Here is a 15,790-nt window from a genome sequence, read left to right as displayed (position 1 = left end):
TTGCACTACTGGGCATGCGTCCCCCGCGATGCTGGAATCCATCATGAAGTACAGGCTCGCGGTTTCTGATATGCCCGGGCTATTCATGAGACTGGCAGCCATGATGCTAGGTTGTCTGTTGTCTGCTTGTAACGTGGCTGATTTGCGGCGTGAACAGCTAGCAGTCAATGTCCATCAATTCCAGTTCCGAGACGGTGGCAAGGCGATTTATTTTGACATGAACAGAAAGCCTTGGCAGCAACAGGACATGGATGCGCCTTTGCGCAATGTGATCTTTGTGATCTCTGGTTCAGACTGTGTCAGCATGGGGCCGTTTCTGCCGCAGTATTTTTCTGGCCTCGAAGGCGAGAGTGGCCGTACGCGGATTTTCATCATGCACAAGCGCCATATTTTGCCAGGTTCGAATGGAGTCTCTTGCGGTGCTGCCTACAAGCTTGCTGATCATCCATCCCGCTGGCAGGCGGATCAACTGGAATTCATACGTGCGCAAATGGCGGGCCTGCAAGCGCAAGGAAATATGCCGCAACGCCTGATCATCATGGGTATCTCCGAAGGGGCAGAACTGGCACCCATACTGGCGCAGCAACTGCGGGCAACGCATCTGGTTTTATTGTCGCATGCTGGTATGAATGCGCTGGATGTGTATGCCGCTCTGGCGAAACAAAATCCTGCAATGCTGCCTGCCTGGCAGCAATTACAGACTGGCTTAAGTGTTACGCCAGCCGATCCCGATACTGTTCAAATACATGGCCGCAGCTGGCGTTACTGGTCAGAGATTGCTGCCATTCCACAAACTGCCAATTTGCTGGCGCTGGACATGCCCATATTGCTGGCGGCAGGAGACGCTGACCCGGTAATTCCAGTCAATGCGTTTGCGCAGTTGCAGCAAGGTTTTCAGGCCGCAGGAAAAACCATAGACATACGACGTTTCCCCGATGCTGGACACAGCCTTGCTACGAAAGACAAAAACTATTTACCTGACTTCATGCATCAGATGGATTTGTGGCTACTTGAACATTAGTCTTGCTGTAGTTTTCTTGGTCTTCAGCAATTCATATCGAAACAGTATTCATTTTCCTTCATTTCATTACAACTGGTTACAAGAACTTTGGGTTTGTAGCAGTAAACGGCATGACAAAAAAACAAAGCCTTACTATACTTGGTGGTTATGCGTACGCGTGGGTATTTCCATGCGTGCGTTTTGCATTTCTTCTTACACAAGCTCATCAATAATGATAACTATGCGCCTAAAAGCCTTTACCCTGACACCTGTTGTTGCCGCACTTGTGCTGACTGGTTGCGTGACTACGCCTACGCATGACAGTAAAGTTGCTGCCTCACTTTCCGTTGCAAAATCTGGCCAGATTGATGAAGCAATCAGGCAGGTAGAAGCGCAAACGCAAGGCAATAACAAAACCGACTTGCTGTTGAATCTGGAAAAGGGTGAATTGTTGCGCGTAGGTAAACGCTATAAGGACAGCCTGGACGCTTTTGACGTGGCCGATGCCAAAGTAAAAATCTGGGAAGAAACTGCCAAATCCTCACCTCAAAAACTCATGGGCCAGATTGGCGCCACTATCATGGGTGATGCCAGCCGCGACTATGAAGGCCAGGACTATGAAAAAGTCATGCTGACCACGCGCATGGCCATGGACAGGCTGAACCTGGGTGACCTCGATACTGCCCGCGTTGATATCAAACGCACGCATGAGCGTGAAGCCGTTATTGCAGAGTTCCGCGCTAAAGAAACAGCCGAAGCAGAGAAAGAAGCCAAGGACAAAGGCGTCAGTTCCACCGGCAAGGAACTCAATGGCTATCCGGTAGAAACCCTGAACGACCCTGAAGTGCTGAAACTGAAAAACGGTTATCAGAATGCCCTCAGCCACTATCTCGCAGGTTTTGTTTATGAAGCCCTGAATGAGCCTGGCCTGGCTGCTCCTGGTTACCGCAAGGCGATAGAATTGCGCCCCGATCTGCCAGTGCTCGAAGATGGCCTGAAAGGACTGGATCAGCGCACCAGCTTCCGCCGCAAGAAAGGCGTGACGGATGTACTGTTCATCATTGAGGCTGGTAATTCACCTGCTCGCCAATCCAAGAAAATCGCCTTCCCAATACCCACTGGCCGTGGCCTGGTGACGATCTCGTTTGCTTTCCCGGTGATTTACCCTGACCCGAATGCACCTGTCATCAACAGTATCCGTGTTGGTAATCAAATGCTGCCTACCGCGCTGGTCACCGACTTCAACGTCATGGCACGTAAGGCTTTGAAAGATGAATTGCCAGGTATTTATACGCGTGCTGCGGTGCGCGCCATTACCAAGGGTCTGGTGCAGGACCAGGTAAATAAAAACTTTGGTGCACTCGCTGGCCTGGCAGCCAATCTGGCAGTTGCTGCGACTGAGAGCCCGGCAGATGACCGCATGTGGCGCAGTTTGCCAGACCGCGTGTTTGTCGCCCGTGCATTTTTGCCTCCCGGCGATTATGATTTGAATTTTGGTAACCGTGGAGAATCAAGCAAGATCACGGTTGATGGCCGCTACATGGTGGTTCCTGTGCGCGTTTACCAGGACAAGACTTACCTGGGTGACCTGGCAAAATTTGGTAGCGTGACGCCTGTGGCACAATTGCAGGCCGAGCCAGAAACCAAAGCGGCAGAAGCGCCTAAGCCACCTGTCAAGGGCAAGCAAGCAGTCAAGGCAAAACCTGTAGTGAAAGCCAATGCCGCAACGGCCAACACCAGTACAGTCAGCACCACCGGCACCAAATCCAACTGATTTATAGGATAGAAGAGGATATATGAAACTGATTTCCAAACAATTTGCGGCATGCACGGCTTTGCTGGCTGCCTGCTTTGTCACCCCTGTCATGGCCCAGGATATCCCGAATGCATCTTCGCCCGGTATTGCTGCCAAACTGATGGTGCGTGGCACGCTAGAAGGTGTGCAGGTGACTGACCTGCGTTCACAACGCAAGAATGATGTGATGGTCGTGCAGGCCGAGATGGTCAACCTGACCAACCGCGATGTCCGTGTGTATTACCGCTTCCGCTGGACTGATGCAGCAGGCATGCAGGTAGGTGATGGCGAAGTCTGGAAACCATTGATGATACTGGGCCAGCAAAGCCAATTCGTCAAAGGCACGGCTTATGGTCCGCAAGCGACGGATTTCAGGATAGAGCTCAGCGCAGAACCACGCTAATCACCTATAGTGAAATAGTGAACAGTAACAAGATTATTTTTACGGAGTATTTATGAAACGCATTTCCTCACTGTCCAAAAGCTGCGCGCTCGTCGTCTTGCTTGGTCTCTCACTGTCTGCCTGCCAGACCAGGTTGTCCCAGCCTACAGTCAGCCTGGCTCGCCAGGTTAGTTATGGCGACAACAAGGCGGTAGAAACGGTCACCAATGAGTTTGGTTCTACTGACCTGCAAATGATTGCAGAAAAAATGGTCGGTTCCCTGCTGGAAGACCCGGTACTGGCAAATCGCCCGACCATGACTTTGGCTGGCGTACGCAACAAGACCAGCGAATACATCGATACCAAATCCATCATGAACAGTATTCAGACTGCATTGGTGAAAAGCCGCAAGGTGAAATTCACCCGTAGCGCTGATGAAATGCAGCAAGGCGTTGATGAGTTGCAACGTCAAAATCAAAGCGGTTTGTATAAAGCCCAGGGCAAGGCAAAAATCGGCAATATGGCTGCTGCCAAATATTCCCTGGAAGGCGAGATCGTTTCCATCGTCAAGCAAAATGCCAATACCAAAGACGTGTTCTACAAAATGACTTTGAAATTGTATGATGTCGAAGAAGGCTCCATCGAATGGCAAGACGAAAAAGAAATTCGTAAAACTTCCAAGCGTTAATCTCAGGCTTTACTCTGAAGCGCAATTCTGAAGCGCTATTCATTCAAAGAGGCAATACGATGTTGAATCTGAAAAAACTGATGGCAGGTTTGTTCTGCTCTGTAGCGGCATTTTCTGCCGTTGCCGCTGAACAAAAAATGACCATCCCAAAAATTGCGGTGACTGACCTGACCTATGAAGAAAAAGTCAGTGAATATTTCCGTGTGGTTTCTGCTTCCAGCAAGAGCAGTGTCAAGGGCAGCTATAGTGAACGTGAAACCGATCACAGCTATTCCCAGCGTGGCAATGTGAATGCAAAGAGCGAAAGCAATTACTACGAAGCCGAAGGTTTCTACACCTATATCGATCGTGGTGAATTGAAGACTTATACTGCTGACCTCAAGGGTGCATTGATCAAGGGCGGTGGTGTTTCCCTGGTGCAGGCACGCCCGTATGTCGGCAAGCCTATGGAAAAAATCTATGACATCATAGGCCGTATCAAGCAGGGCATGTACCCTGGTGCTGATTATGTCTTGTTTGGCACCGTCAGTAACATCCAGTTCCGCCAGGAGAGTAACCAGCTGCAATACGGTAACTCCATGACAGCTAGCCTGTCGCTGGATTTGGTTGCTGACTTTAGCCTCATCAATACCAAAACTTATGAAGTCAAGGCAGCTTTCAGCGCCAGCGGTTCTGGTGTCGATACCAAGATTATCAGCCGTGCCGGTGACCGCGTAGTCTTCAGCCGTGGCAAGGTTATGCAAGAGACGTCCCGCAGCCTGGCTGATGCAGCCTATGATGAGTTATTAGTGCAGTTCGGCGCGCCACGAGGTGCCAACCGTGGCCAGTATGGCCGTGTGCAAAATGGCCAACCTGTTGTGCCAGTGCAAAATACTGAACCAGTCACTGTGTACAAGTAATTGGCAGCAGCCCGCTCAACAAAAAGCCTGGTGTTTCACCGGGCTTTTTTTTGTGATGATCTCGGTGAAAGTCTGGCTCAAAGCAATGCCAGTGCTGAAAACGACCCATTTAGTTTGTCCAGACTTGGGTAGTGCGTTGATTTCTTGCTAGTTCCGTTAGTGGTGACAACCTTGCAAATTATGGCTTCCATGGTGATTATCTTGATGTTGGGCGAGATATTATGAAGTGCAGGCAGAAGCTTTATTATTTCTATGGGCCCGCGAATGAGGTGAGGACAGGTTACTTGTCATAAATGAGGAACTCAAGAAAATCTGGAGAGGCGCTATTTGGACTTTTGTGCACTGATTCCAACGGATTTATTACGACCATCCACACCAAATCACGGACAGAGTTAATGGATATGTTGGGCGATTCCGCTCAAAGTAAACTGAACGCATTCCATATTAATACAGTAGGTCCAAACCCACAAAATGGTCACAAATTTCCGAAGATAAAGTAGAAAGTAAGGTTTTTATGAGTGATACCGCCAAGCAGATAATTCGAATTGAGAGATTTCATGAAACTGTGGAAGAGGAGGTTGTTCTGAATAATGGTACCGGTGATCTTGTTTGCTTCTTCGACGTGCGACCATATCAACTAATTGTGGGACATAGTTATTCAATAAGATTAAATTTTCTGATTTTAGATGATCCTCATATTCGCGAGATTGACGATGATTCGGAATCGCTAATTTTAAGATGTGGAAGCGGTTATTCTTATCAAATTCAAGGTAGGCTCGTTGGTGACCGTTTGTATGCATGTGGTTATGAGTTTGAGGATGAGGCGTTTGAGTACGATTGTGCGTTTCTTGACGGTAAGATGATATCTATTGACGTCGACCGGATAAATGCTAAATTTTTACCTCTTGAAGTTTGAGAGAAATCCTCACAAAGGCTGAGGTCTGTTCTAAAGCTGAAGGCGCGTTATACATTGCGATATTCCTGATCTGAGCGTCGTGCTTGGGATTGTCGCCAAGCACGACGCCAAGGTCAGGCAATCTCATTCAGCTTGCCCGGCCTCACCCTGAGGCAGTGCAACCGCTGCCAGCATCTTGGCTGGAGCCTCCTCATGCGAATTCGCTCTATGTTGTGCCCTTGCAAAATACTGAATTAGTCGCTGTTTACAATTAAAACGACGGGCAGTAATCTGAAGCAAAAAGCCTGGTGTGTTCACCAGACTTTTTGCATTCTGGAATACCAGATTGTTCGCAGTTGTGAACAATCAGGCTTCTGGATTGATATCGACTTTGTACAGGCTCTTGCCATCGATGTCATGGATGGACACGGTCATCGCCTTGGTCTTCGCATCAATTTTCGCAATGCCAAAGAATTGCAGCAATTCTGCCGGTGAGCGGTTTTGTTTCATGCCCTGTGGCACGCTGACATATTTCACATCGGGTCCAAAGGTCTGATCTACCTCATTCGGACCAAAGGTACCTGCATTCAAGGGGCCGCCGACAAATTCCCAGAAGGGTTTGAAGTCGGTAAATTTAGCTTTTTCAGGCGTGTAATAAGTCGCTGCTGCATAGTGGACATCGGCGGTGACCCAGACCACGTTCTTGATATTGTGTTGTTTGATGAATTTGAGTATCTCGGCAATTTCCAGTTCACGTCCCAGTGGTTTGCCATTGTCGCCATTGGCCCAGGCTTCATAAGTGCCTTTGGGAACATCGGGGTTCAGGTCTGGTACGACGATGGAGATAGGCATGTCGCTGGCGATGACTTTCCAGGTCGAGTGTGAACGCAGCAGTGCCTGCTTCAGCCATTGCAGTTGCGGCTTGCCGAGGAAGGCGGCGTCCTCATTCAATGTCGTTTGCAGATTCGGTGAATTTTTGCCACGGTAGCTGCGCTCGTCGAGCATGAACACTTCCAGCAAGGGGCCGTAGCTGAACATGCGGTAGATACGGTCTGGATCATGCTGGTCTATGCGGTAGGGATTGTATTCAAACATGGCCCTGCGTGCATTGGTCGCCAGTGTGTTCAGATCACGCTGCTGGTAACGTTTTTCCGCTTCGCCTATCTGCTGGCCTGGGTACCAGTTATTGCGTACTTCATGGTCATCCCATTGCACCAGGAAGGGTACTTCGGCAGCAAAGCGGCGCTTGTTGGCGTCCAGGAAGTTATAGGCAAAATTGCCGCGATAATCGTCCAGGGTTTCTGCCACTTTGGATTTGGCGGGTGTGGTGAGGTTATTCCAGAGGCTGCCATCATCCAGTTTGACTTGCGCCTGTATAGGGCCGTCTGCATAAATCTGGTCGCCTGAGTGAATGAAAAAATCAGGCTGGAAGCGGCGCATGCTTTCATAAATGCGGTAGCCGCCAAAAGCTTCGTTAATACCCCAGCCCTGACCAGCTTCATCACCAGAAAATGCAAAAGTGATGTCGCGCTCCTTGCCGCCTGGCAGCAGCAAACTGCCCTGTACTGCCTCACTGACAGCAGATGGGTTTTGCAGGTCCTGGAAACGGACACGGTAAAAGGTACGCTGGCCAGCGGGCAAGCCACTCAAGTCTATGCGTGCTGTGTAATCTGTGCCGGGTACGGCCAGCGGGCCATTGATGCTGGTAGCATTTTTAAAAGCTTCGTTATTCGCGTACTCAAGCAGCATGCGCGCGGGCCTGTCAGTGCGGCTCCAGATGATGGCTTTGTCGCGCGTGATGTCGCCGCTCATGACGCCACAGGGAAGTTGCGGGCGCAGCTTGTCTGAGGTGATGAGTGCAGGTGCTGTTTGTGCGCGTACTAGTTTTGGCGGGCAGGTTGCTGCGATGATGGCAGCAGCGCTGGCGCTGGCATTGCACAGGAACTGGCGGCGTTTCAGTTCACTCTTGTTTGGCTTGCGATCCTTGGACATGGCTTTTCCTTACGGAGACTTTAGATGGCCTTATTCTAAAGTGCCAGTATGACCAAGACATGTCAATGCAGACGCAGACTTGATTTAATGTGCTGCCAGAGCCGCAGTAAATAATCCATCGTCCCGCCTGCGTTTGCGAAAGTCAAACACGGTGGCAAGCGTTACGACCAGCATGCCTGCTGGCAGCAGCCACGCGCATATCAGGATAACCCAGCCCAGATAAGGTGAGCGTTCGATGGCGCCGTGATAGGGTGTAAAAGCAGGGGCACTTGCTGCAGTTGAGGTGGCCGTATGATCCTGGATATTGACCATGAGTACAGGCAAGTCCTCTTCGCTATTGATCGCGGGAGGCAAAGTAGCTGTTGCGTAAGAAGCCAGCATCATGCTGACAAAAAAGCAGAGGGCACGAAGATAGCTGGAGTGGCTGTATTTGCGGTACATGGTTTGCTCGTCATTGGTAAAAGTGTCAGTTCAGATTTAAAAAAACTGCCTTGCCTGTCGCAGGTACCGGACGACAGGCAGGCAGAAAAACGGGAAAGCGGCAAAGCGGCAAAGTGGGAAAGACATCGGGGAAGGCATGCCTTGTTGTTTCCCTCCCTGATTAATCTATCTTCCAGACATACTGCACTTTGGTCCAGCTTTGCTGTGCTACGCCATCGATGGTACCGGGCGTGAAGCGACACAGTGACAGAGCCTGGCTGGCTGCTTTGTCAAGATCGCGTGAGCCACTGCTACCCTCTGTTTTTGTTTCAAGCACACGCCCATCTGTACCTATCAACATGGCTAGTGTCACTGTCCCGGTTTCTCCAATACGTATCGACCTTGCTGGATAGGCGGGCTTTTCACAACGGCTCATATCGACGACGGCTGCGACATGGACCGGGTTCTTTACGGCTTGAGTGCCCGTTCCGGTACCACCACCCGACACGCCTGTGCCTTCAATGACTTTCCCTGTCTCGCCGTCGTCGGTTTTGCCACCACGTACTACAGGAGGGGTAACGGACGGTGGATTATCCGGTACCACTGTCGGAGGCGCGATAGGCGGATTTATGGGTGGGGCCAAAGTCTTGGGTGTACTTGGGTGATGATCGGGTTCTACAGGTTTGATTTTTTCAATTTCGTGAATTGACTCGGGTTTAAAAAAAACTGGCGGGCTGATCTTGATCTTCATGCTGTTAAGCAAAGCAGCCAACAAGGCCACATGCAGCACGGCGACGACACCCAAACGTGACATGCGCTTGAAGGGATGTTGCTGGTTTTGTGTAAATTCCATTTTGTTCTCCAGGTTTGGGATCTGGCCCGGCGTGGCGCAAGCACATGCCGGGGCTGGCTTGGAGATGCAACTGTTTTTGCCGTTTCTTAACTGTGAAAGTAGTTGAAAATGGCATTTATGTGCAATCCATGTGCTTTACAATAGCAATGAAAATGTCACTTGAAAAGCATTTATTTTATTTATTTTGTGATTTGTGGCTTCTCACATGAAGCATTTATTGCCAATCTCATCGTTTCCGCGTTGCCTGAAAGAAAAAATATCCCCGTTTCATTTCTGATTACTGGTGCAGTCTGAGATTAAAAAATCTGTCAATAATGCTCTTTGTCACAATGTCTCGTGCTTTATGCGATGCTGCTAATGCAATTGCTAGTAAAAAGCATTACTATTACGTTTGATGAGTAAATAACTCTGCTAATCTATAAGGTGTTGTAATTATGCAAAATGGCATACGGGTATTGCTGGCTGATGATCATCCCATCGTGATGACGGGTTTTGCCATGTCGCTGGGCAGTCTGGGGATTACTGTGCTGGGGCAGGCCAGGACGCCGCAAGAGGCGTTTGAACAATATGCCGCTTTGAAGCCGGATGTTGTGATACTGGACATACGCTTTGGTGCAGACCTGACTGGTCTGGATGCGGCGCGCGATATCCTCGCGCAATTTGCCGATGCAAAGATTGTCTTCCTGAGCCAGTTTGACCAGGATGCGCTGATCAAAGAGGCTTATCGCCTCGGTGCCAAGGCCTTTGTAACCAAGGACTGCGATCCGGCTGATCTGGCAACCGCTGTGCAGCGTGCCCATCAGGGTGAATTGTATTTCCTGCCGCAGATTGCAGAGCGTCTGGCGAATTTGTCTGTGCGCGGGGATGAGTCACCGCAATCGCTGCTGAATGAACGTGACCTGGAAATCTTCAAGCTTATGGCAGAAGGCTTGACCAATGCCGAGATCGCCGAGCGGCTGGACCTGTCATTAAAAACCATCAGCAATGTCAGTCAGGCCATCAAGGAAAAACTGGGTGTACACCGGCCTGCCTACATCACCAAACTGGCGGTCAAACACGGGTTGATCGCACCGTGATGCTGTTGCAGACAAAGTTACACGCATTGACATCTGGCTTGATCAAGGCAGTGCCGCAATGAATTTTGCCGCGCTGCTCTGGCGCAACTGGGATTTGCGCTCGCGCCTGTTCCTCATCATCTTTGTGCCAGTGATCTACATGTTTTGCTCGGTAGTCTGGTATTCCTATCAGTCGCGCCTGCAAGAGGGCAAGGCAGAATTGCTGGAGCGTGCCTATGTGATCTCCACAGCACTGGCCGAGAGTGTGGAATACAACCTGCTGACCAAGAACCTGCCCGGCCTGAAAAGCACCATGAGCGATGTCATGCTGTCAGACCGCAGCATCGCCAGGATAGATGTGCTCGATACGGATAAGAAAGACATCCTGCACGTCATCTCTACAGAAAAAATCCAGCAAGCGGAACATTCGGTGGAAGTACCTGTCAGACGTCAACTGGTGTGGGTGAATTTGCTCAAAGAATCCAGGGCTGCGACATCAGGTGTCTTGCCCCTGACCACGGCCAGCAAGGAGAGTAAAGATGCAGATATGCTGGGTTATGTCAGGGTCACGATGTCGGCGACGCGCATGTTGGCCAAACATAGCCAGCGCTTCATGTTTGAACTGGCGATGAGCGGGCTGGCTTTGTTTGTCAGCGCGGTGCTGGCAGTCTATCTGGCATTGAGCCTGACACGGCCCTTGCAAAAATCCATAGAAACCCTGCGTGAGATACGTGAGGGTGATTATTCGAATACGCTGCAAGTGACTACGGGTGGCGAGATAGGGGACTTGCAGATTTCTATCAATGCCATGTCCATCAGCCTGCAACAGGCCAAGCAGGATCTGGAAAACAAGGTACAGGAAAGAACGCGTGATTTGATGGAGTCGCGCAATGAAGCGTTGAAAGCCAATGCAGAAAAACGCAAGCTCATACAAAAGGTGCACAGCATAGTAGAAGATGAACGCAAGAGCATCGCTATAGAAATACACGATGAACTGAATGCCTCATTGATTGCCGCGCGGCTGGAAGCGCAACGTATACAGCACCTTGCTGCGCAGATGGCCGCTGGCGGTGTCAGTGAAGAAATCCAGGAGCGCGCCGGAGCCATCACCAAACTGACGCTGGATTTATATGCCAATGGCCGCAACCTGGTGCGCCGCCTGCGGCCTGAAGTATTGGATATGCTGGGTTTGCAAGGTGCAGTCGAAGACATGCTCAGGCATTACAACAGCAATGTGCCAGGCTGTCAGTTTCATTTTGACAGCGATGGGGATTTTTCAGGATTGGATAGCGGGCTGGCAATTTCAGTTTATCGCATCATACAAGAAGCCTTGTCCAACGTCATGAAGCATGCCGGGGCGACGCAGGTCGAAGTGGCCCTGACCATGCTGGAAGAGCAAAAGAGTTTGCAGATAGAGGTCAGCGACAATGGCGTGGGTTTTGATATACACCACAGCTCTGCTGGCATAGGCATCACCGGTATGCGCGAACGGGTGGTGGCTTTTAATGGCGAGATTGAATTGCAATCCTCTGCCGCGACCGGGACGCAATTGCTCATACGCTTTCCGCTTGCATGAGCCTGAAATAAGGGATATGTAAGGAATATATATGGGATACGCAGGATGAAATTCTTGTTCAGAATATCAGTTGTCAGCGTCGTTTTGTTGCTGTTGATTGCCCGGGCGGTACTGCAGGACTGGATATCTGCGTCTGCGGCTGTGTATCTGGTTTTCTTTGTGGGATTTGCTGCCCTGGCTGTTTGGATATTTTTCAGGGTATTTTCAAACGCTTCAACACAAAAAGAAAACCTGGTGGCATGCCCGGCATGCAGCATGCGTACCGATAGTCAGCGTGAGGCATGCATGTGGTGTGACCAGGGTTTGCCCGGGAGTTAAAAAAACGGAGCACGACATCTTGCTTGCCTGATGTTGCGCTCCGCCGAGGATGACTTACTGCTGGTCAGGCGGATTAATTCAGACCAAGAAACTGATTTAAATCTGCCATTTCCTGACGCCAGCTTGCCTGCTGTTGCGGCTTCTGGTGCTTGGGTCTGCGTGCCAGATCAGCATGCAATAATTCCTCCAGTTCACATAGTCTTTGCAAAGCCAGCTCCGTATCACTGAGCGCTGTCTCGCCAGCTTTGCTATGCACTGTGTCAGGTGCCGCGGACATTGCCCGCCCCGTTTCAGATGCTGGCTGTTTTTGCCGCAGACATTCATAGGCACTTTCTGCATCCAGCCATCTTTCCAGGCGACCATCCTGTACTACCCAGAATTCCTGGCAGCTTTGCTCTATCAAATCCCGGTCATGCGATACCAGCAAAAAGCCACCGGCAAATCCTGCCAGTGCTTCAGTTAATTCCTGTTTGCCCTGCATGTCCAGATGATTGGTCGGTTCATCAAGAAACAGTAAATGGTAGCTTGCCAGCGAGAGTGCCAAAAACAACAGACGTGCCCGTTCACCACCACTCAGCGATGCCACTTTTTGCTGATGTCGGTGATAAGGAAAGCCTGCTGAGATCAGCGCCTGCTTGCGTGCCAGTTCTGTCCTGGCAGTATCAGAGCCAGCGACAAAGGGATACAGCGCATCAGGCAGGCTGGCATCGCTGTTCAGTTGTTGCAAAGACTGGTCGTAATAACCGATCTGCGCTGTCGCATGCCAACTGATGTGTTCGCTGGCCTGTGTTGGCTCCTGGCCTGACTGTATCGCTTGCCAGCACTGCCTGAGCAGCGAAGACTTACCCGTGCCATTCGCGCCCAGCAAGGCGATCTTGTCACCCGGCCGTACACCGAATTGCTCCAGTTTGAACAGCGCTGGCAAACCAGGCGCTGCCCTGACTGTCAGCTTATCAAGTTGCAGTAAGTGATTGGCGGGCGATGCCTTGCCATGCAATTGCAAAGTCCAGGGCTGGCCTTCGGTGACTGTGGTTTGTTCTTCCTTCAGCCGGTCTGCCCGCTTTTGCATAGTCTTGGCTTTGCGTGCCAGTTTTTCATTGTCATACACACTACCCCAGATGGCCAGACGCTTGCTACTGGCTGCCAGCCTGTCAATTTCGGATTGCTCGGCATCACGTCTTGCCTGTGCGGCTTCATCCGCCAAAGCCAGGGATTGCAGGGCTTCAGAGCAGGGTTGGTCAAAGCAGGTGATTTGCCGGTCACGCAAGATCCAGCTTTGTCGTGTCACACGGTTCAGCAGGCGCTGGTCATGTGACACCAGCACAAATGCGCCTTTCCAGTTCAGCAAAAATTCTTCCAGCCATAACAGCGATGGCAAGTCGAGATGATTGCTGGGCTCGTCCAGCAGCAAGAGATTGGGGTCGCGTAATAAGGCCCGGCCCAATAGCAGGCGGGTATGCTGGCCACCGGACAGGGATTGTACGGCTACCCCGGCAGTGCGTGCATCGATGCCGAGTTCCTGCAAGAGGCTATCGACACGCCAGTGCAATTCTGGTTGGTCATTGATGGCATCCAGCATCGCATCGTACAGGCTCAGCGCATGCAGCGCAGGTGGCAGGTGTTGTTCTACATATTGCAGGCGGCACAGGCGTGCCATCTGTATGCTGCCGCTATGGGCGTGGCGTTGTCCTGCCAGCAGGGAAAGCAAGGTCGATTTGCCACTGCCGTTGTGACCTATCAAGCCTATGCGTTGACCGACTTGTAGGGTGAAGTTAAGGTTTTCGAATAAGACACCGTGGCTGGTGTCGAGTTGTAATGCTTGTGCAGATAATAAGGTAGTCATGCTCTTGTCTTTGTTTTGGGATGCAGGCATCCACGTCAACAGGAGCGCTAACGATAATGAGCCGAGAACTGGCCCGGAGGGTGATGGGATCTACGTGCTCTCGCCTTTTATCGCTGCGCGATGGATTCAGGACAAGAGCTGGCAAAGGTACCAAAGTTGCGTATGCCGCTGATGGCATACTTTAGAACTTCCATATTTCCTCCTTTCTTGAAAAGAGTGTAAGAGAGTGTCAATCAAACCCGATTCTATGTAAATACCGGGAGCAAAACAAGTTGCTTCTGTCCCCGGCATTGTAAGTTTTATACGGATATACCCACGGTCAGAGTCACGACATAGCCCTGTGTGGCATTGCCAGTCACGCTGACCATTTGCAGGCTGGTGCCATCGCTGAAGACATTGTCAGTTGCATATGTGATCTGCGACAGGTTGCGTACGCTGGAGGTGTAACCTGTGGCCTGGTAGGCTTCATTCAGCGTCGCCATGGGGAAGGTGAATTGCGAAGTCTTGACCTTGTTATTGGAACTGCTGATCTTGCTCACACTGGGATAGACCTCGAAATGCACGTGCGGGATACGTCCTGAATAGCAGCCAGGGAAGATCGTGGTGAAACTGACACTGCCATTGCTGTCCGTCTCCTGCACGCCGCGCAGGTAGTTCTCTGCGGTGACCCCGGATGAATACATGGAATAATTGCCATCCCTGTCACAATGCCACAGGTAGATCGCATAACCCGCCAGCGAAGCGCAACTGGTTTTGGTATTCACGAGTTGCAGCTTGATGGTCAGGGGCACACCTGCCGCCACACCGCTGGCACCGGCAATACTGGAACGTATATCACTGCGCACTATGCCGGACAGCGCCAGCGCATTGGCAATACTGACACCATTGCTGTTACTGCCGTCACCGGGATAAGGTCCGGCAGTTTCTTCCGGGATGATGCTGCAGGAGGAAGTCGTGCTGCCTGTTGTTCCTGTGCTTGTGCCTGTAGTTGTACCTGTGGTGCTTGTCGTTGATGAAGTCGTTGTTGAGGTGGAGGCGTCACTGCCACCACCACAGCCTAACAAGGTCGCAGCGCCACCCGCCGATATCCAGCGCAGCATCTGCCTGCGTGAGGCAGATGACTGCATCAGGGTATGAAGATCAGTTTCCAGTTGATTGCCATGCTTTTCCATGATGTTTTTTCCTTGCTGTGGGTATTACATTGGTGTTGCTGCATTGTGTCTTGATGACTTGTTAAGTGCAGTAAAGCAAAGGTAAAGTTAGGTAAGGATTTTGTGTCACCAAAGAAGTGCGACTGTAAAAGCAGGTAAATTTGCACGCGTACATAGATGGCTTTGCTATCATCAGTACATAGAATTCATATCCCCACACTTTATGACCAAGGTATTGCTCGCAGACGATGACGTCGAACTGATAGGCATGCTCAAGGAATATCTTGAGCGTGAGGGTTTTGCCATTACTACCGTACATGATGGCGAACAAGCCGTAGCAGAGGCTTTGTCTGGCCAGCATGCGATAGCAGTGCTGGATGTCATGATGCCGCGCATGAATGGCATCGAAGCCCTGCGCCGCATCCGCGAGCACAGCCGCATGCCGGTGCTGATGCTGACGGCGCGTGGCGATGATGTCGATCGCATCATCGGTCTTGAACTGGGGGCCGATGATTATGTGCCCAAACCATGTACCCCACGCGAATTGCTGGCCAGGCTCAGGGCCATCCTGCGCCGTACCGAGAGTGGCATGAATGCCGACCAGGACAGACTATGCCTGGTCGTGGGTGCACTGCAGATATGGCCGGGCCAGCGCCGCGCAGAATGGAATAATAAAATGCTGGACCTGACCAGCACTGAATTCACTTTGCTGGAGTTGTTGGCAAGAAATGCCGGACAAACTGTCAGCAAGAATGAATTGTCCGAGCAGGGTCTGGGCCGCCCACTGGCCAGATTCGACAGGAATATCGATGTCCACCTCAGCAGTATACGACAAAAGATCAGCGCCTTTGCCGATGGCCGTACTGTCATACAGACGGTATATCGCCAGGGTTATATGCTGACGCGCGAGTAAGTGAATAAGC

At 51.0% G+C, this 15,790-nt stretch carries 15 protein-coding genes; 10 read left to right on the top strand and 5 right to left on the bottom strand.

Going from position 1 to position 15,790, the window contains the following annotated elements:
* Window positions 1-43: 43 nt before the first annotated feature.
* The 6 genes from UNDKW_RS24615 to UNDKW_RS24590 all read left to right on the top strand — a co-directional run bounded on the left by UNDKW_RS24615 (window position 44) and on the right by UNDKW_RS24590 (window position 5,680).
* Window positions 44-1,021 carry a S9 family peptidase gene (locus tag UNDKW_RS24615; protein WP_162060906.1) on the top strand — a complete coding sequence of 326 codons (978 nt, stop codon included), beginning with the start codon at window positions 44-46 and terminating at the stop codon, window positions 1,019-1,021.
* Window positions 1,022-1,232: 211 nt separating this feature from the next.
* Window positions 1,233-2,774, top strand: coding sequence for a COG3014 family protein (locus UNDKW_RS24610; protein ID WP_162060905.1), 1,542 nt, complete (start codon window positions 1,233-1,235; stop codon window positions 2,772-2,774).
* A gap of 22 nt (window positions 2,775-2,796) precedes the next feature.
* Window positions 2,797-3,198 carry a YcfL family protein gene (locus tag UNDKW_RS24605; protein ID WP_162043465.1) on the top strand — a complete coding sequence of 134 codons (402 nt, stop codon included), beginning with the start codon at window positions 2,797-2,799 and terminating at the stop codon, window positions 3,196-3,198.
* Between the two features lie 52 nt (window positions 3,199-3,250).
* Window positions 3,251-3,865, top strand: a complete 615-nt coding sequence (gene lpoB / locus UNDKW_RS24600) for a penicillin-binding protein activator LpoB (RefSeq protein WP_162060904.1) — start codon at window positions 3,251-3,253, stop codon at window positions 3,863-3,865.
* A gap of 59 nt (window positions 3,866-3,924) precedes the next feature.
* Window positions 3,925-4,764: a penicillin-binding protein activator LpoB gene (locus UNDKW_RS24595; protein WP_162060903.1), complete on the top strand. Its 840-nt coding sequence runs from the start codon at window positions 3,925-3,927 to the stop codon at window positions 4,762-4,764.
* Window positions 4,765-5,278: 514 nt separating this feature from the next.
* Window positions 5,279-5,680 (top strand): hypothetical protein, encoded by a 402-nt coding sequence (locus UNDKW_RS24590; RefSeq protein ID WP_162060902.1) that lies wholly within the window; start codon window positions 5,279-5,281, stop codon window positions 5,678-5,680.
* A 345-nt stretch (window positions 5,681-6,025) separates the two neighbouring features.
* On the opposite strand, the gene UNDKW_RS24585 is transcribed toward UNDKW_RS24590, so the two are convergent.
* The 3 genes from UNDKW_RS24585 to UNDKW_RS30675 all read right to left on the bottom strand — a co-directional run bounded on the left by UNDKW_RS24585 (window position 6,026) and on the right by UNDKW_RS30675 (window position 8,924).
* Entirely contained in the window at window positions 6,026-7,651 is a 1,626-nt protein-coding gene (locus UNDKW_RS24585; RefSeq protein WP_162060901.1) for an alkaline phosphatase, read from the bottom strand.
* A gap of 84 nt (window positions 7,652-7,735) precedes the next feature.
* Window positions 7,736-8,092 (bottom strand): hypothetical protein, encoded by a 357-nt coding sequence (locus UNDKW_RS24580; RefSeq protein WP_162060900.1) that lies wholly within the window; start codon window positions 8,090-8,092, stop codon window positions 7,736-7,738.
* A 160-nt stretch (window positions 8,093-8,252) separates the two neighbouring features.
* On the bottom strand, window positions 8,253-8,924 hold the full coding sequence (locus UNDKW_RS30675) for an energy transducer TonB (protein WP_162060899.1): 672 nt from the start codon (window positions 8,922-8,924) through the stop codon (window positions 8,253-8,255).
* Between the two features lie 434 nt (window positions 8,925-9,358).
* Here UNDKW_RS30675 and UNDKW_RS24570 point away from each other — a divergent pair, with 434 nt between their 5' ends.
* Genes UNDKW_RS24570 through UNDKW_RS24560 form a run of 3 tightly spaced genes read left to right on the top strand, consistent with a single transcriptional unit; the run spans window position 9,359 to window position 11,873 of the window.
* Window positions 9,359-10,000, top strand: a complete 642-nt coding sequence (locus tag UNDKW_RS24570) for a response regulator transcription factor (protein ID WP_162060898.1) — start codon at window positions 9,359-9,361, stop codon at window positions 9,998-10,000.
* Window positions 10,001-10,058: 58 nt separating this feature from the next.
* Complete coding sequence (locus UNDKW_RS24565; RefSeq protein WP_162060897.1) at window positions 10,059-11,555, top strand: ATP-binding protein; 1,497 nt, start codon at window positions 10,059-10,061, stop codon at window positions 11,553-11,555.
* A gap of 54 nt (window positions 11,556-11,609) precedes the next feature.
* Window positions 11,610-11,873 carry a hypothetical protein gene (locus tag UNDKW_RS24560; protein ID WP_162060896.1) on the top strand — a complete coding sequence of 88 codons (264 nt, stop codon included), beginning with the start codon at window positions 11,610-11,612 and terminating at the stop codon, window positions 11,871-11,873.
* A 73-nt stretch (window positions 11,874-11,946) separates the two neighbouring features.
* Here UNDKW_RS24560 and UNDKW_RS24555 read toward each other — a convergent pair whose 3' ends face one another.
* A complete protein-coding gene (locus tag UNDKW_RS24555) occupies window positions 11,947-13,716 on the bottom strand; it encodes an ABC-F family ATP-binding cassette domain-containing protein (RefSeq protein ID WP_162060895.1) in 1,770 nt (589 codons plus the stop codon).
* A gap of 299 nt (window positions 13,717-14,015) precedes the next feature.
* Window positions 14,016-14,888, bottom strand: a complete 873-nt coding sequence (locus tag UNDKW_RS24550; RefSeq protein WP_162060894.1) for an intradiol ring-cleavage dioxygenase — start codon at window positions 14,886-14,888, stop codon at window positions 14,016-14,018.
* 202 nt (window positions 14,889-15,090) lie between these two features.
* Here UNDKW_RS24550 and UNDKW_RS24545 point away from each other — a divergent pair, with 202 nt between their 5' ends.
* Window positions 15,091-15,780, top strand: coding sequence for a response regulator (locus UNDKW_RS24545; RefSeq protein WP_162060893.1), 690 nt, complete (start codon window positions 15,091-15,093; stop codon window positions 15,778-15,780).
* Window positions 15,781-15,790: the final 10 nt, after the last annotated feature.

The organism is Undibacterium sp. KW1, from assembly GCF_009937955.1.
Lineage (GTDB): Bacteria > Pseudomonadota > Gammaproteobacteria > Burkholderiales > Burkholderiaceae_D > Undibacterium.
This window is presented reverse-complemented; position numbering and strand designations above follow the sequence as displayed.